Below are 21516 nucleotides of genomic sequence, written 5' to 3' on the forward strand. Positions count from 1 at the left end.
TCAACGAATATATAATTTCGACAGAGACTTACTCAATTCCTTTTTTTCGTTTCTTCAATCAGCATTTTTATCCTATCATGAACGAGAAGCGTAATGTATGTTCCGATCAGCGTTCATCGATAAATTTAGCAAAATATTGAAAACATCTTTGAAGCGGAAATGCAAAAATGAGTGCAAATATGGCATTTAAAATGATGGTTGCGTAAAATCGCTCTTGCAAGAAGCGACCAATGGTCATATCGGATATATTAATAATGCTATTAATTCCATATACATAAAACTCAATAATGGCTACAGCTAATAGCGACATGCAGATTACGATAAGCGTATTTTGCTGAAAAATCTTCATTAGTTTTGATACGATATAGCATACGGCCGGCAATCCAAGCGCGTATACTCCTAAGACATCCGTAAAGGCAATATCATACATGAATCCAAGGATTACCCCATATAGCATCGCTTGCTTTGGGTGATAATACACTGACATAAAAGCCAGTACCACTACAACAAAGTGAGGCGATAGAATCCAGTCTCGCCATGGTGATGCCATGGCGACAAAATTAACAAAGATACTTTCAAACATAAAAACGACAAGCACGAGAATAGGAAGGACAAACCGCTTCATCAGTTAGCCTCCTCCGCCCCTAAATCGTCTTCAGCAGCGGGGGCACTTCTTTTAGCTACAACTACGTTATCTAAGTCATACAAGTCAGCAGCAGGTTTGATATAAGCTTTTTTCGTTAATCCATATTCATCAGGCTCAATTTTTGTGATAACGCCAATTGGAAGATTGCTAGGGAAAATGCCGTCTTCTTGTCCTAAACCAGACGTTACTACTTTTTGCTTTTCTTTAATATCAGCATCAAATGGAATACGACGCATAACAAGCGCCTGTTCTTTATCATCATAGCCTTCAATTAAACCAAACACTTCTTTTTTAGCCTGAATTTTAGCAGATACACGGTTTGTACGATCTGATGAACTAATTAACTGCACAGTAGATGTGAACTTAGATGCATGCTTCACTTTACCAATCAGCCCTTCAGGAGTCATAACAGCCATATTTTCCTGCACATTATGAACCGTCCCTTTATCAATGGCAATTACCTCATGCCAACGGTCTGGATTACGAGCAATAACTGTTGCTTCGATTGGGTTGTATTGACTTAAATCCGTTTTTTTGTCGAGCTGTGCTCTTAATTTTTTATTTTCTTGCTGCAAAGCGTTGGCTTTCGTTTCTAATTGCATGCGTTCGTCTAAACGGGCTTTTAATACCTCGTTTTCTTCGTATGTACGCTTTAAGTCACCTACATTCTGAAAGAAACCCGCTACAAATTGTGCGGGTTCATTAAAGGTAGCCTGAACAAGACCAACCGTATCTTTGACAAACTGTTCAGGCCACGTTACATTTTTACGACCATTTAACGAAAAACCAATCAATGCCACTAATACAATAATACTGACTAATAAAATAACTAAACGTTTATTTAAGAAAAATTGTGGCACGATCTACACCTCTTAATATTTAGCGATATGAATCGCTTGTACGATTTTTAAATAAATCAATGTGTTCTAACGCTTTACCAGTTCCAATTGCAACACAGTCAAGCGGATCTTCTGCGATGACAACCGGCATATTTGTTTCTTCACTAATAACTTTATCTAAATTACGTAGCAATGCGCCACCGCCTGTTAATACAATACCGCGATCCATAATATCTGCCGCAAGTTCAGGTGGTGTTTTTTCTAATGTACTTTTTACTGAATCTACAATAGAAGCCACTGTATCTTTTAGCGCTTCTGCAATTTCTTCTGCTGAAATTTCGATTGTTTTCGGTAGACCTGTTAGTAAGTCACGTCCGCGAATTTCCATGTTTTCAATACCTTCTGGAATTCCGGCAGAACCGACTTCTACTTTTAATGCTTCTGACGTACGCTCACCGATCATTAAATTGTAATTCTTGCGAATATATTGAATAATCGCTTCATCCATCTCGTCCCCAGCGATACGGATTGACTGACATGTTACGATTCCTCCTAAGGAAATAATCGCAACTTCTGTTGTTCCTCCGCCAATATCTACTACCATACTTCCCGTTGGCTCCCAAACCGGTAGATTGGCGCCGATTGCTGCAGCAAACGGTTCTTCAATTGTATACGCATCACGCGCGCCAGCCTGACGAGTCGCATCAATAACGGCACGTTTCTCAACAGCTGTAATGCCAGAAGGTACACAAACCATTACATACGGCTTACCCGCAAACAAACTTTTTGTTTTTTGAGCTTGATTGATGTAATATTTCATCATCGTCGCAGTTGTTTCGTAATCTGCAATAACTCCATCTTTCATTGGACGAAGGGCTACTACGTTCCCAGGTGTACGACCAATCATATTTTTTGCATCGTTACCTACCGCAACGATTTGTTTTGTATCAGTTTGCAAAGCCACAACAGACGGCTCACGCACAACAATTCCTTTTCCTTTTACATAAACGAGCGTATTTGCAGTACCCAAATCTATTCCAAGGTCTCTAGTACCGATTCCAAACATGTGTCTCTTCCTTTCTCTTACCAAAATGCAAAGGTAAAAATTCCATAATTCAATTTCTTCATTTCATAAGTAACATTTTTTATTTTCTATACTTTTTTCATAGATGTCAACGCCAAATATTGTATGATAAAAAGTCATACTTTGTCTATTAATAACGAATGATTGTAAAGAACTTGTCATTTAAAATCATGACTACTATTATAACCCAAGGATTTTAAAAAGCATAGCCTTACATGTATCCTTTTTCTTTTAAACTAATATATTTTCGATCTCCGATAATTAAATGATCTAACAATTCAATTCCTATGATAAATCCGCACTCTTTTAAGCGCTTCGTTACCTCTATATCTTCTCTGCTGGGAGTAGGGTCGCCGGAGGGATGATTATGAATACAAATAAGGGATGCAGCTGAACGACGAAAGGCTTCTTTAAATACTTCTCTTGGATGGACAATAGATGAATTGAGGCTTCCGATAAAAATGGTTTGCTTGTGGAGAACTTGATTTTTCGTGTTGAGGTATAAACAGACGAAATGCTCTTGAGACAGCACGCGCATTTCTTCCATCACATAATTAGCTCCGTCTTCAGGGCCATGAATGGTATATCGCTGACTAGATTTCCGCTGTACAATCCTCTTACCTATTTCAATAGCCGCTATAATTTGAATTGCTTTTGCAGGTCCGATACCTTTAATATTCATCATTTCATCAAGCGATGCATGCTGCAAAAGTTGAAGACCTTCAAAATGCGTTAATATGCGATTGGACAGCTGAAGAACAGATTCATCTTTGGTTCCAGTACGCAGCAAAATAGCAATAAGCTCGTGGTTAGAAAGACTAGAAGCACCCATTGACACAAGGCGCTCTCGAGGTCTTTCATCTTGAGGAAAATCTTTAATTAACAATGATTGATCCAATTTCGCCACTCCTTTTTAGTAAACGAAACCGTATTTTTTTAGCTCACGTATTGTTCGGGAGAGCGGCAAGCCCACCACGGAGAAATAGTCTCCTTCAATTTTTTTAACTAGCGCAGCACCGAGACCTTGAATTCCATAAGAACCAGCCTTATCCATAGGCTCTCCTGACTCTACGTACTGTACGATTTCATCTTCTTCAATCGGCCAAAACTCTACATCTGTTTGTTCATAAAACGTATGAACTTTTGCATTTGATACGAACGCTACTCCAGTTAACACCTGATGTTTTTGACCTGACAGCATCGTAAGTGTTTCAATCGCTTCTTGGTTCGTTTTTGGCTTTCCTAAAATACGATTGCCATATACGACAACTGTATCGGCACCTAGGACAATATCCTCTTTATGATGCGAAGCGACGTCCACTGCTTTTTGCCTAGCTAAATCCATTACTACCTCGGACGGAGTGTATAATGGATTGATGATTTCTTCAATTGTACTAACGTGAACGGTAAAGGGAATGTGAAGCTGCTGAAGTAATTCTTTTCGACGAGGAGAGCCTGAGGCTAAAATTAATGTTTGTTTCATACATCTCACCTTTGCATTTTGATTTAAAAAAGAAGGACACACCGTTATTTTAGCAATTTCATCCCCAAATGACAATAAACAAGTGAGGCAGCATTACACTACCTCACTTGTTAAGACGTTACAAGGCTTTCATACTGCTGAAGAGCTTTTAACACGTATCGCTGAGCAAGCCAAGCATCTTTACTGCTTTTATTATCTTCATATGAAGAAAGAGAAGCAGCAGCTTTTTGAAGGGTGCTCACCATGGTTTTAATGTCTTCATTTGACGCTTCTTTCTGAACTTTTGTCAGCTCTTTTTTCAGAGATTTGATATCGGCTACCCGCTGTCCTTCAATCGCTTTAACAGATTGATCTAAGAGATTAGCCATAAACGGCTGCGCTGTTGTTATAACCGTTTGATCTTTTTTCCCTAATTCGCTAGTGGGCTTAATTTCATAAGACTTTACATATACATCTTTACCTTGTTGTTTATAAGTTTTACTAAGTGCGTTCGCTTTTTCTTCTCCAGTGGCAGCACCAACGACAAGAGAATAGGTTTTAGGTGAAAAGATCTCGCCTGCTTCGTTCTCTTCTTTCCATTTATCCATTGCTTTATTTGCAGCAGTTTTTGATGAAAAAGCACCTGCTTGAACAATGTAAAAGGAAAAAGGTTCTAAAGTAGAAGCAGCAGCTGATGTCCCCTTCGATTCCTGTTCGCTTTTCTTTTCAGCTTTACCAACACTTTCAGTGGTAGACGCTGTTTGAGAAGTTTTTTCTTCTTTCGTTTGCTCACTTGTTTGTGCTTTGCTTACAGGCTGTTCGCTTCCTGTCATCATTTTCACACCAACCATACCGATGCCGCTGCCTATTCCAACTGCTAGCAGTACAATCACAGCTGTTCGTTTGATCACACCGCCGCTTACCGTTTTAATCGAAACATTTTTAGGATGTAATCGCGGCTTTTTCTTTTTTTCATTTCTTACATCTTCAATAAACACCACTTTATTTTCTTCCACATGAGAATCTGTGGATCCCGGTTCCGGAAGAACCCACGTAAACTCGTCTTTTTCTGGCACTTGTTCTTCCTTGGATTGACCGTTGATTTTAATTGAAATTTTTCGTTCCTGCTTGTCCACTGCCCCACCGCCTTTAGTTAACGTAGTCTTAGTACCGGTTGCAAGCTGAGGTAAACCGACATAAAACATACACTTTTTTCCATGCTATCATAGAAGAAAAAAAAAATAACAAGACATTTGTCGTCTTGTTACAAAAGGTTTTCGCTATTTAGTTACAGAAATTTTAAATTTGTCGAAGACTTGAAGCTCAATAAAAATAGTTGCTAACATACCAATCTATCAATTCGTTTCCATGAAAATAAGCAGCGATTGTGCCTATAAAAATAAATGGAACGAAAGGAATTGGTACACCTACCTTTGCCTTTTTCATTAATAACGCTCCTATACTAACGATTCCGCCTATTAATATAGCTAAAAAAAGCGATAGCAAAACAAGCTTTACTCCAAGCACAATACCAATCAAAGCATACAGTTTAATATCTCCTTCTCCAAGCCCTCCTCTGCTGAGAAATGCGATTAGAAAGAGGAGAAAAAATACGATTCCTCCTCCCATTAAGGAATCACTCCACGAATTTAATGGAATGAAAAGACGCTCAAGTAGAAAGATAGGCAAAAAGAAAAGCAGCACCTTATTTGGGACAATCATATAGACTATGTCTGAGACAACTATAATTGTTAAAAAAGAAACAAAGGTTAATATGACAATCAGTTCTAACGTCATATTCAATCTAAAAAAAGCATATACAAATAAACTTCCTGTCGAAAATTCTATGAATGGGTAGATGAAGGAGATTTTTTTGTGACACATACTACATTTTCCTGCATTTTTAATGTAGGAGACTATGGGAATTAATTGTTGTGGAGAAAGAACGTATAAACAGTGTGGACAATGAGATCTTGGAGATAAAATAGATTTTTTCTGAGGTATTCTAAGTCCTGCTACGTTATAAAATGAACCTAACGTGATACCTGAAACAAATGCATAGAGGTAAATTAAACTCATACTATTTCTTCCATCTCAGGCCTGCTGCTTAATTGTAGGTTTTCTTTTGAGTGAAGGAATGTATCTCGTTCCCTTAAATAGCTGCCAAGAAACGGAATGAGAAAAGCTGCAAGAAGACCTATTACGATAACCAGTACGATCACTTTCATTAGAGAAATTCCTTTATTCCTCGTTGACAGTTTATCCATTTCAATATCTCTCCTTTATTGATTAGTATCAAACAGCTCCTTGGTTAATAAACTGAATCATAATACCCACAAAAGTAATATTCTGTATGCCTCCTTCCTTAAAACACACTTTTTATAGGTAATAAGGATTATACCACTAAAAAACAAAAACAGCATAAAAAAACGTCTGCAAAAGCAGACGTCTTTTAATAGTAAGGAGCCATAAATAAGTAGACAATTACACCTGTAAGACTTACATAAAGCCAGATTGGCATTGTCCATCGCACAATTTTTTTGTGTTTTTCAACTTGCATTGTCCAGCCCCACACAAGTGCAAACAGTGCCAGCGGAACAATAATCGCTGCTAGGAAACTGTGTGTGATCAAAATGAAGAAGTAAATGGGACGAACGATTCCTTCTCCACCGAACGTAGCTGTTTCTGTGGAAATGTAATGGAATGTTAAATATGAAACTAAAAAGAGCAGTGTGGAAGTGAATGCTGCTAAAATAAAACCTTTATGAGCATTAATATTTTTCCTGAAAATTGAAATCAACGCTGCAACTAAAAAAATAAACGTAAAACTATTCAAAATAGCATTTAACCGTGGAAAGATAGTCAAATCAAAACTTACTTTTCCTTGATAGCCAATATTCGAAAAGAATAGCAGTAAAATAATAACATTCGCTATCACTGAAAAGGTAAGAATAATACCGGTAAAGTTTTTATTACTTTTTGGTACAATTTTTTCATTATTCTTACTCATGTTAACAATCTCCTTATTTAGTGATGTACATGTTTATTATATATCACTTACCTAGGGGGTGAAAGTGACAATACTTTGAACTTAGTGCTTCCTTATTATCCGTATCCCTTCCTCACATTATGTTAAAAGCAGCAAGATTTCACTTGCTGCTTTTGCTCATTTTAGAAGAAAAGCCCTTACTTCTGATATAAAATACAGAGACCCTGTAATCACGACCATGTCTTGTTCACCTGTCGCCTTTTCCTTTACGTAAGCAATTGCTTTTTTCCACTCTTCATCCATATGCTTATTATGATGAGTACTCATCTCATAAAGCTCCCCAGCTGGGCGAGCACGAGGAAAGTCAAACGACGTAAATGTAATACTTGCAGCGATTGTTTCAAGTTCTTGAACCATTCGATCAGCACTTTTATCATTTAAGCAGCTGAAAATTAAATGAATGTTTCGATTTTCATAATGAAGGCGTAAAGTAGATAACAAGCTATCAATGCCTTCTGCATTATGAGCCCCATCAATAATCGTTAAAGGATGCTCATTTACTATCTCAAAGCGGCCGTTCCACTTTGTATGCTGAATCCCTTTTATCATTTGCTCATTGGAGATAGAAAGCTTTTTCTTTTCTTTTAAATAACAAACGGCCATGAGAGCCAAAGCTGCATTTTTCACTTGATGATAGCCAAGCATATTTAATTCTAAATGTTCAAATGTGCCATACGGCGTTTTTAACGCAAAGCCTTCTCCATTTGCTAATGGCTCATAGTTTTTAATGTCAAAATCTTTTCCTAACACAAATAACGAAGCATGCTTTGACTTTGCTTCTTTAGTAATGACATCAAGCGCCTTCACTTGCTCTGCACCGGTAATAATAGGGACTTCTTTTTTAATAATCCCCGCTTTTTCTGCTGCAATTTCTTCTACCGTATCACCTAATATTGCCATGTGATCAAATCCAATGTTTGTAATAATACTCACCATAGGATTCACAACGTTTGTTGAGTCATATCGTCCTCCAAGACCTGTTTCAAACACAGCATAGTCAACTGACTCATGATAGCCGAAATAAAGAAAAGCCATGACTGTAATCACTTCAAATTCCGTTGCTGATCCTAAGCTTGTATGTTCTAGTCGCTCCACAACAGGCTTTATTTCCTGAACAAGAGCGGTCATTGCTTCATTTGAAATAGGCTGTCCATTCACGCTGATCCGCTCATTAAATGTTTCGATATAAGGAGAAGTAAACGTTCCAACTTTATACCCTGCTTCTTCTAACATGTTTCGCAAATAAGAAACGGTAGAACCTTTACCATTCGTCCCAGCAACATGAATAGCATTTAGATTTTGCTGCGGAAAATCAAGCTGCTCTAGCATCCATTCCATTCGTTCTAACCCCGGCTTGATTCCAAAGCGAAGTCTGTTATGAATCCAATCAAGCGCTTCTTCATATGTCGTTATCATCTTTTATTCACCTTTCTTTTCCATCGCTATTATTATGTAGAGAAAAAGCGTCGCTATACAAGCCACGCTTTTTCTGTTGGTTCATTAACCCGTCGATTATCCGCGTAATTCAGCAATACGAGACTGAACAGCTTCGCGTTTTTCAACATAATCCTGCTCTTTTGCACGCTCTTCTTCTACTACTTTAGCAGGCGCTTTTGCAATAAAGCCTTGGTTGTTTAATTTCTTTTGTACACGTTCTACTTCTTTGTTTAACTTGTCGTATTCTTTTTCTAAACGCGCGATTTCTTCTTCGATATTAATTAAACCTTCAAGAGGTAAAATTAATTCTGCGCCTGTTACAACAGCAGTCATCGCTTTTTCATCTAATGAAACATCTGTTGAAATCACAAGCTCACTTGGATTACAGAAACGTTCTACATACGCACGGTTCTTTTCGAGCTGGCTTTGAATATTTTCATCTTTAGCTTTGATAAATAATTTTACTTGTTTGCTCATCGGCGTGTTCACTTCAGCACGAATGTTACGAACAGCGCGGATAATATCTACAAGTAAACGCATATCGTTAGCAGCTTCTTTATCAGAAAGCTCAGGGCGTACTTCCGGCCATTTAGCTACTGTAATCGATTCGCCTTCATGCGGCAAGCTTTGCCAAATTTCTTCGGTAATAAACGGCATGAATGGATGTAAAAGTCGCATTGTGTTATCAAGTACATAAGCTAAAATTGAGCGAGTTGTCTTTTTAGCTGCTTCATCTTCTCCGTAAAGAGGAAGTTTAGCCATTTCAATGTACCAATCGCAGAAATCATCCCAAATAAAGTTATAGAGAATACGTCCAACTTCACCGAATTCATATTTGTCAGCTAATTTTGTTACGTGCTCAATCGTTTCATTTAAGCGCGTTAAAATCCATTTATCAGCAACTGACTTTTCGCCTGATAAATCAAGCTCTTCAAATGTGATGCCGTCCATGTTCATTAATGCAAAACGAGAAGCATTCCAAATTTTATTTGCAAAGTTCCACGTCGCTTCGACTTTTTCAAAGCTGAAGCGTAAATCTTGTCCTGGTGAGCTTCCTGTAGATAAGAAGTAGCGAAGAGAATCTGCACCGTATTTCTCGATTACTTCCATTGGGTCTACACCGTTACCAAGTGATTTACTCATTTTACGACCTTCAGCATCTCGTACAAGACCGTGAATGAGTACATCGTCAAACGGACGTTTACCCGTAAATTCAAGACCTTGGAAAATCATGCGAGATACCCAGAAGAAAATAATATCGTAGCCTGTTACAAGCACGTTTGTTGGGTAGTAGCGTTTGAAATCAGCTGCATCCACATCGGGCCAGCCCATTGTTGAGAATGGCCATAGCGCTGAACTGAACCATGTATCTAATACATCTGAATCTTGTTCCCAGTTTTCGATATCTGCTGGAGCCTCATGATCTACGTATACTTCTCCAGTTTCTTTATGATACCAAGCTGGAATGCGATGTCCCCACCAAAGCTGACGCGAAATACACCAGTCGCGAATATTTTCCATCCAGTGTAAGTATGTCTTTTCAAAACGATCAGGCACGAAGTTTACTTTTTCTTCTTGCTTTTGAAGATCTACTGCTTTATCTGCTAACGGCTGCATTTTTACAAACCATTGAGTTGATAAATAAGGTTCAACAACGGCACCGCTTCGTTCACTGTGACCTACTGAATGCATGTGGTCTTCAATGTTGAACAATACACCGTCTTCTTGAAGGTCTTTAACAATTTGCTTACGGCAAGCAAAACGATCCATTCCTTCATATTTACCTGCTTTGTCATTCATCGTACCGTCCTGATTCATCACTAAAATACGCTCTAAATTATGGCGGTTTCCAATTTCAAAATCGTTCGGGTCATGAGCAGGCGTAATTTTCACCGCACCAGAACCGAATTCCATATCTACATAATCATCGCCTACGATTGGAATTTCACGACCTACAATCGGAAGGACAACCTTTTTGCCGATTAAGTGCTTATAGCGATCATCTTCAGGGTGAACAGCTACAGCCGTATCTCCTAGCATTGTTTCAGGACGAGTTGTTGCGATTTCAATATGTCCAGAACCATCTGCCAACGGATAGCGCATATGATAAAACGCACCTTGTACATCTTTGTAAATAACCTCGATGTCTGAAAGAGCTGTTTTTGTAGCTGGATCCCAGTTAATAATATATTCTCCGCGATAGATTAACCCTTTTTTGTAAAGCGTTACGAATACTTCGCGCACTGCTTTAGAAAGGCCTTCATCAAGCGTGAAGCGCTCGCGTGAATAGTCTAAGCCAAGTCCTAGCTTCGACCACTGCTGGCGAATAAAGCTTGCATATTCTTCTTTCCATTTCCATGTTTCGGCTACAAAATTTTCGCGGCCTAGATCGTAGCGGCTTTTCCCTTCGCTGCGAAGCTTTTCTTCTACTTTTGCCTGCGTTGCAATCCCCGCATGGTCCATGCCAGGAAGCCATAAAACGTCATAGCCTTGCATGCGCTTCATACGCGTTAAGATGTCTTGTAACGTTGTATCCCAAGCGTGGCCTAAATGTAGCTTGCCCGTTACGTTTGGGGGTGGAATTACAATTGTATATGGCTCTTTTTCAGGGTCATTTGTTGCTTCAAAAAACTTCCCGTCTAACCAATACTGATAACGATTTTCTTCAACGGCTTTTGGATCATACTTCGTTGGAAGAGTCACTTCTTTTTCAGACATAATGTATACCTCCATAATATAAAGTTTCAGTCTTTAGAAACTGTGTAAAGCTTTTATAAACATAAAAAAACTCCTTTCCTAATAAAAGGACGAAAGGAGTTGATTTCGCGGTACCACCTTTTTTTATAGACGTATCCCGTTTGATAAGCCTATACACTTCATTTCATAACGGTTGATTAACCGGCTTTTTCTACTGAGCTATGCAGCTGTTCAAAAAAGCTACTCATAGGCGACATTCCGAGTGCACATTCTTAAGAAATCTCACAGCAGCTGATTTCTCTCTCTGAAAGACGAACATCCCGTACTCTTCCTATTCACTGTATTTATGTATGAATTTCTCTTAATTATACTATATGAAAAAATGTTGAATCGTCAATAATCTTCTCCACTTTTTTACGATTATATTCATAATTTTTTTGTTCTGCTCTTTATTTTTTCATTCACTCGCTAATTTTGGAAATAAAATGAAGAGTCCGCTCAAAAAAATGACACCATTTCTTTCTTTTTTCATATACTTACTTTAACCTGGGCACGTGGATTGAAAGGGGCATGTACAAATGAAGAAACGAATAAATGTAAATTCGTATCAGCTGCAGCGGTGGCTCAAAACAGCAGGAGCGGCTTGTGGACAGTTTATTGTTCCTTTAACAATTTTTCAAGGTATACGTACACTATTTTTCCCTACAACCTTTGATGTACTGTTGTTGGCACTGCTTGCCATACTAGCGGTTGCTTTATATTCGGACTGGATTTAAAAACCCAAGCGCTATTCGTTCGCTTGGGCTTGTGCAGCTGCTTCCGCTGCCATTTTTTTTTGCTGATCTACTTCAAATATTTTAATATTGAGCTGTTCAATGTTTTTCGTCAGCCAGTATGCTCGAATAAATGACTGCATATGTTCAAGCTCTGTTTTACTTTCTTTATGCTGCCTATATTGAACGATACACTGATACAAGGGTTCTGGAAACGCCAAATAACTGTGTAAAAGCAGCCGTTCCTCTTCTCTGAGAGCAAAATGTTTTTCATACGTACTAAACCACTCATAGCTGTCATAGGTAGTTACTGGGTATGTGCGAAGAGTACGGAAATAAAATGAGACCAAATCATAAATCGGTGAAGCATCTTTTGCATGTTCAAAATTAATAAAAAAACCATTTCCCCGTTCATCATAGATAAAATGTTTAGCCGATAGCTTTCCATGAGACGTAACCAGCCGGATCTTTTCCTTTTCTTCCATTTCATCGTTCCACTGATCGAGCTTTCCAAAACCAAATTCAAGCGCTCTTGTCATTTCATAATAAAACGTACAGTAATGCAATTCAAACGGGGACATATAGATTTTTTTCTCGCATTCTGCTACATACTGCTTCAGCTCTTCCTGACGTTTCTCCCACGTTTCTTTCATCGATGTATAATGATTTTCTATATCTTCTTTTTTCACTTCTACTTCCTGCGCCGAAGCGCCGTGAAGCTTAGCAAGCTCTTGAAATAATTTATGATATCGAATATCACGCTCTTCGGTCGGATTATTTGGGAGCCACGGCATTAAGTAATACGAGCCGCTTTCATCTGAAACAATGGGCTGAGAACGCTTTGTTTGATAAATAGGGACAAATCCCATCCATCCTTTTTGATACACGTTCTGCAGCTTTTGAATGAAGTTTTGATTTCGTTCTTGATGATTCGCCATTTCTTTAAGCGCAAATACGCCGGTTTTCGTATAGACTTTTTTTACTTTTCCGTAGTCTTCGATAAAGTCAACATCTAAGTCATATTCTTTTAACAATACTTTGTAGTCTGCTACTGTCCGCTGCATCTATATTCTCCTTCCTCGTAAAAAATAAAGAAAACAGTTAAGACATTATATGCGTCAAAACTGTTTTCTTTCCGACTTTAACGAACGGGAATATTTAAGATGCTTCCTTCTTCCAGCTCATATTCATCTTCTAAATTATTCACTCGTAAAATGTTTTGTACATTCGTATTATAGCGGTTTGCTATCGTATCAAGCGAATCTCCGTCTTGAACAATACAAAGCTTCCACGTTGAAAAAGCTTCTTCTTCCCGCGAAAAGAGCTTTGTTAAATAAAGGGCGTTTTCATTTCGGCCGCTTTCATTTTCTTCTTTCCGAAATTCAACAATAATCTTTTCCTCTTCTTGTTCAGCTTCTTCTTGCTCAGCCTCTTGTTGAACGTCACCATACGTATTCAATTCACTAGCTTGCGATTCTTCGAAGCTTTCTTGCTCTTGACGAAGCTGAAACAGTTCAATCACATTGTCTTCTCTTTCTTCCTCGATTTGGGCCTCTTTTTTCACTTCGACTTCAAATGGTTCATATGCTTCCTCTTCATATTCCACAACCGGCTCAGCACGAGATTCTTTTTTAAATACAGATGAAAAATAACTAGGGGTCTCTTCTGAATGCTCTTCTGAATGCTCTTCTGAATGCTCTTCTTCAATAGCCTCTGCCTCTAAAAGTGCGGGAGCTTCACGATAGCTTACGTCAAACTCTTGTTCTTCTTCTTCTTGAGCAACGTTTTCAGTATATACCTCTTCAGCATCGTCCACTTCTTCATAAGAGACGATGTGCTTTTCCTCCGAAAACTCTTCCTCTTCTTCTCGTTCCTCATGCTGTTCTCCGTACAATCCTGTGATGGACAAGTCAGCCATTAGCTGCAGCTGATTTGTGTCTGGCAATTCATAATCAAATAAATCAATAGATACATATACGTCTTCAATACTTTGAATACGATTTTTAGGAATGGTAATATCAACAGGAAATTGATGTGATAATTCAGCCGTTCCGTCTTCACGGACAGAGATAGATTGCACTTGATTCTCATTTGTATATTCGCGTAACGAGTGCTCTCCCTCGTACGTTTCGTATTCACCTGTTAATTGTAATGCTCCTCGAATAGACACGTATTGGTCATATTCTTGAATAGATACTTGAGGCTCTAAGGAGATAGACAAAAGTTGTGAGACTTCCTGTCCTTTTTGAAACCATACTGATTCTTCTACGGAAAAACGCAGACATGATAAATTATCCTGCGACAAATTGTTCTCCCCCTTCCAACACCCGCCAGGTAATAGCGCGGTCATTAAAGATGTATGAACAAATAAATTAAAATATGTCTTTAAAACTAAAAAAGCTTACGGAATACTCCGTAAGCTTTGATATAAAAGTCAATCTTATTTATCTGTTTATCCACGTAACTTCGAAAAGGCTTTTTCAGCTGCTGCAATTGTATGTTCAATGTCTGCATCTGTATGAGAAGTTGATAAAAACATTCCTTCGAATTGAGAAGGAGGTAAAAACACGCCTTCATTAGCCATTTCACGATAGTAAGCTGCAAAATAATCTAAATTCGATGTTTTCGCTGTTTCGTAATTTATTACCTGTTCGTTTGTAAAGAAGAAACCGATCATTGAACCAGCTCGGTTTACCGTAAACGGCACATCATATTTTTCAGCTGCTGCCATCAATCCTTCTTCTAAGCGATCTGCTTTACGAATGAACTCATCGTAGGATTGAGGTGTCAGCTGCGTTAACGTCTCGTATCCAGCTGTCATCGCAAGCGGATTACCTGATAATGTACCTGCTTGATAAATCGGGCCGCTTGGTGCAACTCGCTCCATAATTTCAGCTTTACCACCGTAAGCACCTACTGGTAAACCGCCACCGATTACTTTTCCTAAGCAAGTTAAGTCAGGCATAATGTTGTAGTATCCCTGTGCACAGTTGTACGCTACGCGGAACCCTGTCATTACTTCATCAAAAATTAGCAGTGAGCCATATTCTGATGTGATATCACGAAGCCCTTGTAAGAAACCTGGCTGAGGCGGTACCACACCCATATTTCCTGCTACCGGTTCAACGATTACTCCAGCAATGTCATCTCCGAATTCTTTAAAAGCATATTGTACGCTTTCTAGATCATTGTACGGCACTGTAATCGTGTTTTTAGCGATTCCTTCAGGCACTCCCGGGCTATCTGGTAGGCCTAACGTTGCAACGCCTGAGCCAGCTTTAATTAGAAGAGAGTCACCATGTCCATGGTAACAGCCTTCAAATTTTAAAATTTTGTTGCGGCCCGTATAGCCACGTGCTAAACGCAGTGCGCTCATCGTTGCTTCCGTACCTGAACTCACCATACGGACGATTTCAATTGAAGGAACGCGCTCAATAACAACCTTAGCAAGCTCATTTTCAATTAATGTTGGTGCACCAAAGCTTGTACCAGATTCCGTTACTTTTTTTACTGCTTCAACTACTTGATCGTTGGAATGTCCGTGAATTAAAGGTCCCCATGATAAGACGTAGTCAATATATTTGTTGCCGTCAATATCGTAAATCGTAGCGGCTTTTCCTCGTTCCATAAAAATAGGATCCATATCTACTGATTTAAATGCACGAACAGGACTGTTTACTCCACCCGGCATTAATTGCTGCGCTTCTAAAAAAGCTGCTTTTGACTTTTCATAACTTCTCATGTGTAAGCCTCCTTAATTACTTGTCAGATAACCAGCGTGCTGCGTCTTTAGCATGATACGTTACAATTAAATCCGCTCCTGCACGCTTCATGCTAATTAATTTTTCAAGAACAATCTCTTTTTCATTTACCCAGCCGTTTTGAGCTGCCGCTTTAATCATTGAATATTCACCGCTCACATTATAAGCTACTACCGGTAAATTAAACGTATTTTTTACATCGCGCATAATATCTAAATATGATAGAGCCGGTTTTACAATTAAGAAATCTGCTCCTTCTTCGACATCAGATTCCGCTTCTCGAAGTGCTTCTAAGCGATTGGCTGGGTCCATTTGATATGTTTTACGGTCTCCAAATTGAGGAGAAGAATGCGCTGCATCGCGGAATGGTCCGTAAAAAGCAGATGCATATTTAACAGCATAAGACATCACGGGCACATCTTCAAATCCAGCTTCGTCTAGACCGTGGCGAATAGCTGCCACGAAACCGTCCATCATGTTTGAAGGCGCAATAATATCCGCTCCTGCTTTAGCTTGACTGACCGCTGTACGCGCTAATAAGTCAAGGCTAGGATCGTTTAAGATTTTTCCGTCTTCAATTACACCACAGTGGCCATGATCTGTGTATTGACATAAGCATGTATCTGCGATAACAACAAAGTCTGGAAAACTTTCTTTAATTTGACGAATACCTTTTTGGACAATTCCGTGGTCATGGTATGCCTGTGAGCCGACCGCATCTTTTTCAGCGGGAACACCAAATACCATAGCTGACTTGATTCCTAAATCGACTAACTCTTGGATTTCATCATTCAAGTAGTCTAAAGAAATTTGATCCACACCTGGCATTGATTTTACAGCATTTCTTTTTTGTTCACCTTCTACAATAAAAATAGGATATATAAAGTCTTCAGCATGTAAATGTGTTTCACGTACAAGCGCACGCATATTTACAGAATTACGAAGACGACGATGACGTGTAAATTGTAAATCTTTCATGTTAAAATCCTCCTTTATTATTCAAAACAACTAACCAACATATCTATCATACCATTTATTGTGTATGTGTTAGGAACAAGATGCTTAATTCCATATTCGCTCGCTGTCTGACTCGTAATAGGACCGATGCAAACAACTTTGGTTCTATTTATAAGCTCAAGCCAATTAGGAATATCTTTAACTGACTCGACAAAAAATCTCACTGTAGAAGAACTTGTAAAAGTAATGGCATCAATTCCTGTTTCTAAATGTTGCTTAACCAAGCGTTCAGAGTCTTGATTTCGAATGGTCTGATATACAACTAAATCTGTTACCTCACAGTCTTTTAAGCCATCTTTTAAAACAGAGCGGGCTAATTGTCCTCGTACAAGGAGAACTCGCTCGTGATGTGACACATTTGCTTTTAACGACTCAAGAAGTGATTCCGCAACGTATTCTTTTGGAACAAGTTGCACGTTAACATCATGTTTTTCTAGCAATTTTGCGGTTTTTTCTCCAACCGCAGCCACTTTTAATCTTTTTAAAGCACTCCAACTGATATTTAACTCTTGTAGCCATTCAAAGAAAAAAGAAATGCCGTTTTGACTTGTAAAAACAATCCAATCAAAACAGTCAATCGACAGCAGGACATCTTCCACTTCTTTTTCATTGTTAGAACGTGCGAACGTGAGGACTGGTAAGCTTAAAGGTATGCCTCCAAGCTTTTTAATCTGTGCTGCAAATGAATGAGCCTGCTTCGCTTCTCTTGTAATCAAAACTTTTTTTAAAAAAAGAGGAGCCTCATGACTCATTATTTGTCCAGCTCCTCTTTTACACGGTCAATTAAAAGCTTAGCTCCTTGAGATGTTAAGCGCTCAGCAGCTTCTGAACCGATAGCAACGGGGTCTTTTCCCGTAATTTGCTCTTTGTAAATCGTTTTGCCATCAGGAGACGCGACTAGCGACGTTAGCTCAATGTTTCCGCCGTTCAATATACGCCCATAACCCGCAATCGGCACTTGGCATCCGCCTTCCATCTCTTTTAAAAATACGCGTTCAGCTCTAACAGCACGAGCGGTTTCATCATGATTTAGAGCTTGAAGAAGCGATAATAATTCATGGTCATTTTCTCGGCATTCGATAGCTAAAGCTCCTTGTCCTACAGCGGGAACGCTTATTTCCGGCTCTAGGTACTGAGTGACCGTATCTCTCGACCAGCCCATACGAGATAACCCTGCAGCTGCCAAGATAATTGCATCGTAATCTTCATTTTTTAATTTCTCTAGGCGTGTGTCGATATTTCCTCGAATCCATTTAATTTCGATATCTGAACGCATAGATAGAAGCTGTGCCCCTCGACGCAAGCTGCTTGTCCCAATCACAGCACCGCTTGGTAGCTCCTCAAATCGTTCACCATTTTTTGAAATAAGCGCATCACGATGATCTTCTCGTAAAGGAATACATCCAATCGTTAATCCTTCTGGCAAAACAGCTGGCATATCTTTCATACTATGAACGGCCATATCAATTTCTTCATCTAACATGGCTTGTTCAATTTCTTTTACAAAAAGACCTTTACCGCCTACTTTGGACAGCGTTACATTTAAAATTTGGTCCCCTTTTGTAACCATTTCTTTAATTTCAAACTCAAAAGGAAGACCTTGTTTTTTTAACTGTTCAATGACCCACTTGGTCTGTGTTAACGCAAGTTTGCTTCGACGAGAGCCGACAATAATTTTTCGCATGTTGTCCTCCTAATTACGAACCCCAAAAGTGAAAATTCGATAAACTGCCAAATAAAAAGAAATTAATAAGTAAGACTAAGAACAATCCAATATTCCACATTGCGATTGCCTTTCCTTGAATACCTCTACGCAGTCTAGCATACAAGTAAGCGCTGTATGCAACAAACATTAAAAATGAACCTAACACTTTTGTATCGTACCAATGAAAATCTACGTATTTAATATAAGCCCATATGATTCCTAAGATTAACGAAAGCAATAACAGCGGTACACCAATTAAAATTAATACATAGGACATGTAATCTAGCTTTGTTAAATCTTCAATTCTTAGCAAGCGCTTGCCCCACTTCTTCTTTTTCAATAAATTATACTGAACAAGATACAGAGCGGAAAAAACAAAAGAGACTGAAAAAGCGCCGTAAGATAAAATAGCCATGGTAATATGAATGATTAATAATTCTGACACAAGGCGCTCCGACTGGACAGCAGTGTATGTTTCAAGTGGAGCAAACGTATGAATAGCCATAATTAAGAAACCAATCACATTTGTAAAAAACACCATAAAATCAACGCGAAACAGGCGATTAATCACAAGTGAAAGAGTAATTAAGACCCACGCGTAAAAATACAGCCCTTCAGAAACGGTAAGAATAGGAAACCTTCCCGTCTCAAACATTCGTAAAATTAAAAAGGCTGTTTGCAAAACCCACACAATAGAAAGTAACCAGAAGGCTATCGAGTTTGCCTTCCGGTTATTTTGTACAAAATCAATAAAATATAATAAAACGCTCGCCGCGTATAAAATCACAATCAATTCATAGATTCTGGTTAATTCCATATCAACCATTATTCAATCCTCACTTAAGACTGATAAGCTACTGAATGAGACGTAATCGATGTATGAAGCTGCTCTTCTTTTTCTTTTTGCAAAGCAACTTCCTGTTCAATATTAAAAATCTTCATGAACAGCTCTAAAGACTCTTCAGCATGTTTCTCTCCAGCCAATTCTTTCGCGTGTAAAATTGGATCGCGAAGAAGTTGATTAATTATACTTTTTGTATGTTTATTTAAAACTTTGCGCTCACGCTCAGATAAATCTGGGAGCTTACGATCAATGCTTTTCATCGTTTCAGCTTGAATGGTAAGTGCTTTTTGACGAAGTGCAGAAATAACAGGCACAACGCCTAATGTACCAAGCCAAGACTTGAAAGCAACAATTTCAGCTTCAAGCATAATTTCAATTTCATCCGCAGCTTTTTGACGCTCTTGCAAATTGGATTCTACAATCCCGTTTAAATCGTCGATATCATATAAAAAGACCGTCTCTAGCTCATCTAGTTCTGGATCTAAGTCACGCGGAACGGCGATGTCTACCATAAACAATGGACGACCTTTACGCGTACGCTCGGCTTCACTCATCATTTGTTTCGTTACTACATAGTCATTAGCCCCTGTTGAACTAATTAAGATATCTGCTTCGCTTAAAGCATGTTGAAGATCAGCAAATGGTTTGGCTTCTCCAGAAAAACGGTTTGCTAGCTCTTGTGCCTTTTCAAATGTTCGATTCACTACCGTTACTTTTTTAGCTCCGCTGCCATATAAATTCTGTACGGCAAGCTGACCCATTTTTCCCGCACCAAGAATCAACACATGTTTGGACGATAAGTCTCCAAAAATCTTTTTAGCAAGCTCTACGGCTGCATAGCTGACAGAAACTGCATTTGCACCAATTTCTGTTTCATGATGAGCTTTTTTGGCTAATGTCACAGCTTGTTTAAACAGCTGATTAAAAACCGTTCCAATTGTTTCTTCTTCTTGAGCAAGCAAAAAGCTTGAACGCACTTGTCCAAGAATTTGTGTTTCACCAATCACCATTGAATCTAATCCACATGCTACTCGGTATAAATGTTCGATGGCTCCATCATTTTCATAGATGGTTAAATAAGGCGAGAACTCTTCTTTATCTATTCCGAACCATTCAGCTAAAAATGCTTTTACATAATAACGGCCCGTGTGTAATTGATCAACAACAGCATAAATTTCCGTACGATTGCATGTTGAAACAATGATGTTTTCCAAAATACTTTTTTGGCCGCTTAACGTTTTCATGGCAGATGCTAGTTCTTGCTCATTAAAACTAAGCTTTTCTCTTATTTCAACAGGGGCTGTTCGAAAGTTTAAGCCGACTGCTATAATATGCATTTGTACATACCCCCTATAATTGAAATGTGCTTATTTATCCGAATTTGACGGGCAGTAACCCCTAAATTCCCAAAGAGCTACAGTGAGATAACTGCCCGTAAAATCCGGCGTTCTTCATTCTACTATTCGTAAAAAGCGGCGTACATTACACAGGTGTAAGCTTCGCCTTATCTCTAACTATTATAACATGTTCTATAAGTCATTCGAAAAAAAAATGTGAACAGTCTTTGAAAACATGTGTTAAGATATTAACTGTTATTCCGTAATAAATTGTATCAAAAAAGCAGCGTTTTATCACGTTTTCTGTTTTGAAACACCTGGAGGTTACTATGAAAAAGCAATCAATGTTTTTTGGTGTCTTACTAGTTGGATTTGGAATCTTTTTCTTACTGAATGAACTACATATGAGCATTGCAGCAAAGGTATACACGTGGCCTGTACTGTTAATTTTAATAGGAGCAGCCCTGTTAACTGAGTCTGCTTTATCTCAAGATCATTCAAACTTGCTTGCAAGCTACATATTAATCACTTTAGGTATTCATTTCTATGTAAGTGAACAAATTCCCTTTTGGCCTACGAATATTAGCATGGTCGTTTTTATGGTGGCCATTAGCTTTTTACTCAGTGCTAGAAAAGCCAAATCAGGCTTTTTCCAAGGCGGCACTCTTTTAATTATTGCCATTTTAATGATGTTTTCAGACCGTCTTAAACTATTTTTGCCAAAAGTTGAAGACGGCGTAAATTATTTAACAACCTTCTGGCCTATTTTATTGTTACTAGTTGGGCTATATTTATTATTTTTCAAACGAAAGTAATCTATGTAAACAAGTTAAAAAAATGGAACGTTTGACTCACTTCCTGTTAG

The 21516-nt window shown here is 38.5% G+C and carries 21 protein-coding genes and 1 other annotated feature; of the genes, 2 read left to right on the forward strand and 19 right to left on the reverse strand.

The features are described from left to right. Positions 1–106: 106 nt before the first annotated feature. From mreD to ACFX4R_RS15135, 11 genes are all read right to left on the reverse strand, one after another. Positions 107–625 (reverse strand): rod shape-determining protein MreD, encoded by a 519-nt coding sequence (gene mreD / locus ACFX4R_RS15085; protein ID WP_013059343.1) that lies wholly within the window; start codon positions 623–625, stop codon positions 107–109. After that, complete coding sequence (gene mreC, locus ACFX4R_RS15090) at positions 625–1506, reverse strand: rod shape-determining protein MreC (RefSeq protein ID WP_013059344.1); 882 nt, start codon at positions 1504–1506, stop codon at positions 625–627. The genes mreD and mreC overlap by 1 nt, the downstream gene beginning before the upstream one ends. A gap of 19 nt (positions 1507–1525) precedes the next feature. Continuing rightward, positions 1526–2551, reverse strand: a complete 1026-nt coding sequence (locus ACFX4R_RS15095; RefSeq protein ID WP_013059345.1) for a rod shape-determining protein — start codon at positions 2549–2551, stop codon at positions 1526–1528. Positions 2552–2780: 229 nt separating this feature from the next. Then, positions 2781–3467, reverse strand: coding sequence for a RadC family protein (radC, locus tag ACFX4R_RS15100; protein WP_013059346.1), 687 nt, complete (start codon positions 3465–3467; stop codon positions 2781–2783). Between the two features lie 15 nt (positions 3468–3482). Beyond that, on the reverse strand, positions 3483–4052 hold the full coding sequence (locus ACFX4R_RS15105) for a Maf family protein (RefSeq protein WP_043976108.1): 570 nt from the start codon (positions 4050–4052) through the stop codon (positions 3483–3485). 110 nt (positions 4053–4162) lie between these two features. Continuing rightward, positions 4163–5236 carry an SPOR domain-containing protein gene (locus ACFX4R_RS15110; protein WP_377569892.1) on the reverse strand — a complete coding sequence of 358 codons (1074 nt, stop codon included), beginning with the start codon at positions 5234–5236 and terminating at the stop codon, positions 4163–4165. Between the two features lie 118 nt (positions 5237–5354). Continuing rightward, a complete protein-coding gene (locus ACFX4R_RS15115) occupies positions 5355–6110 on the reverse strand; it encodes a prepilin peptidase (RefSeq protein WP_340596358.1) in 756 nt (251 codons plus the stop codon). Beyond that, a complete protein-coding gene (locus ACFX4R_RS15120) occupies positions 6107–6298 on the reverse strand; it encodes a hypothetical protein (RefSeq protein WP_097824636.1) in 192 nt (63 codons plus the stop codon). Before ACFX4R_RS15120 ends, ACFX4R_RS15115 begins: the two co-directional genes overlap by 4 nt. Before the next feature lie 185 nt (positions 6299–6483). Beyond that, a complete protein-coding gene (locus tag ACFX4R_RS15125) occupies positions 6484–7041 on the reverse strand; it encodes a DUF420 domain-containing protein (protein ID WP_013059351.1) in 558 nt (185 codons plus the stop codon). A gap of 156 nt (positions 7042–7197) precedes the next feature. Beyond that, on the reverse strand, positions 7198–8496 hold the full coding sequence (locus tag ACFX4R_RS15130) for a bifunctional folylpolyglutamate synthase/dihydrofolate synthase (RefSeq protein ID WP_377569894.1): 1299 nt from the start codon (positions 8494–8496) through the stop codon (positions 7198–7200). 96 nt (positions 8497–8592) lie between these two features. Then, complete coding sequence (locus ACFX4R_RS15135; protein WP_013059353.1) at positions 8593–11235, reverse strand: valine--tRNA ligase; 2643 nt, start codon at positions 11233–11235, stop codon at positions 8593–8595. An 82-nt stretch (positions 11236–11317) separates the two neighbouring features. Further along, positions 11318–11562, reverse strand: a binding site (T-box leader). Between the two features lie 230 nt (positions 11563–11792). Between ACFX4R_RS15135 and ACFX4R_RS15140 the strand changes: the two genes are divergently transcribed. After that, complete coding sequence (locus ACFX4R_RS15140; protein WP_013059354.1) at positions 11793–11990, forward strand: hypothetical protein; 198 nt, start codon at positions 11793–11795, stop codon at positions 11988–11990. 11 nt (positions 11991–12001) lie between these two features. Here ACFX4R_RS15140 and ysxE read toward each other — a convergent pair whose 3' ends face one another. From ysxE to hemA, 8 genes are all read right to left on the reverse strand, one after another. Beyond that, positions 12002–13051, reverse strand: a complete 1050-nt coding sequence (gene ysxE / locus ACFX4R_RS15145) for a spore coat protein YsxE (protein ID WP_025750608.1) — start codon at positions 13049–13051, stop codon at positions 12002–12004. A gap of 77 nt (positions 13052–13128) precedes the next feature. Then, entirely contained in the window at positions 13129–14292 is a 1164-nt protein-coding gene (gene spoVID, locus ACFX4R_RS15150) for a stage VI sporulation protein D (protein ID WP_377569896.1), read from the reverse strand. A 147-nt stretch (positions 14293–14439) separates the two neighbouring features. Continuing rightward, positions 14440–15729: a glutamate-1-semialdehyde 2,1-aminomutase gene (hemL, locus tag ACFX4R_RS15155; protein WP_377569898.1), complete on the reverse strand. Its 1290-nt coding sequence runs from the start codon at positions 15727–15729 to the stop codon at positions 14440–14442. A 16-nt stretch (positions 15730–15745) separates the two neighbouring features. After that, the gene (gene hemB, locus ACFX4R_RS15160; protein WP_043976082.1) at positions 15746–16726 is read right to left on the reverse strand and encodes a porphobilinogen synthase; all 981 of its coding nucleotides are present in this window, start codon (positions 16724–16726) and stop codon (positions 15746–15748) included. A gap of 17 nt (positions 16727–16743) precedes the next feature. Next, on the reverse strand, positions 16744–17517 hold the full coding sequence (locus ACFX4R_RS15165; RefSeq protein ID WP_043976079.1) for a uroporphyrinogen-III synthase: 774 nt from the start codon (positions 17515–17517) through the stop codon (positions 16744–16746). Next, positions 17517–18449, reverse strand: a complete 933-nt coding sequence (gene hemC, locus ACFX4R_RS15170; RefSeq protein WP_043976077.1) for a hydroxymethylbilane synthase — start codon at positions 18447–18449, stop codon at positions 17517–17519. The genes ACFX4R_RS15165 and hemC overlap by 1 nt, the downstream gene beginning before the upstream one ends. A 13-nt stretch (positions 18450–18462) precedes the next feature. Continuing rightward, entirely contained in the window at positions 18463–19296 is an 834-nt protein-coding gene (locus ACFX4R_RS15175) for a cytochrome C assembly family protein (RefSeq protein ID WP_025750612.1), read from the reverse strand. 14 nt (positions 19297–19310) lie between these two features. Continuing rightward, positions 19311–20651, reverse strand: a complete 1341-nt coding sequence (hemA, locus tag ACFX4R_RS15180; protein ID WP_013085134.1) for a glutamyl-tRNA reductase — start codon at positions 20649–20651, stop codon at positions 19311–19313. Between the two features lie 329 nt (positions 20652–20980). Between hemA and ACFX4R_RS15185 the strand changes: the two genes are divergently transcribed. Next, positions 20981–21466, forward strand: a complete 486-nt coding sequence (locus tag ACFX4R_RS15185) for a LiaF transmembrane domain-containing protein (RefSeq protein ID WP_013059363.1) — start codon at positions 20981–20983, stop codon at positions 21464–21466. Positions 21467–21516 lie beyond the last annotated feature (50 nt).

Source organism: Priestia sp. YIM B13490, from assembly GCF_042787735.1.
GTDB lineage: Bacteria > Bacillota > Bacilli > Bacillales > Bacillaceae_H > Priestia > Priestia megaterium.